Source organism: Listeria floridensis FSL S10-1187, assembly GCF_000525875.1.
In the GTDB taxonomy this organism is placed as follows: Bacteria; Bacillota; Bacilli; order Lactobacillales; family Listeriaceae; genus Listeria; species Listeria floridensis.
In genome coordinates, this window is the sequence record NZ_AODF01000062.1 from 1 (window position 1) to 447 (window position 447).

Annotated in this window: 1 protein-coding gene; it reads left to right on the forward strand. The window is 42.1% G+C overall.

Annotated features, from left to right (window positions below):
• A partial coding sequence (locus MFLO_RS15770; protein WP_036098639.1) for an immunoglobulin-like domain-containing protein occupies nucleotides 1-447 on the forward strand: 447 nt, incomplete at both ends.

Consider the following 447-nt stretch of genomic DNA (forward strand, 5'->3'; position numbering starts at 1 on the left):
TCGCACTGTCAGTAAACCCTTATGCACTTGGTCAAGAAGCATTGACTGGTAAGTACGGAGCAGACATTGCGAAAGTACGTCTCTTCATCAACGGAGCAGTTGCTACGCAAGCCCAAGTTGACGGTAATGGCAACTACACATTCCCGAATGCAGGTGCATTAATCAAAGCTGGAGACACAGTCGAAGTAGTTGGCGTAGACAGTAAATATGTTGAACAAAAACGTATTCCAGTTTCTGTACAGCAATCGTCGAAAGACTACAACTTAACTGTTACTACCAATCCTTATACAATTGGAACATCTACAACAATTTCCGGAACATATGGAGCAGATATTTCTCGTGTTCGTCTATTCGTAAACGGAACAGTTGTGACGCAAGCACAAACAGATGGAAGTGGAAATTACACAATTCCAAACGCAGCTAACTTCATTAAATCTGCAAGTGATG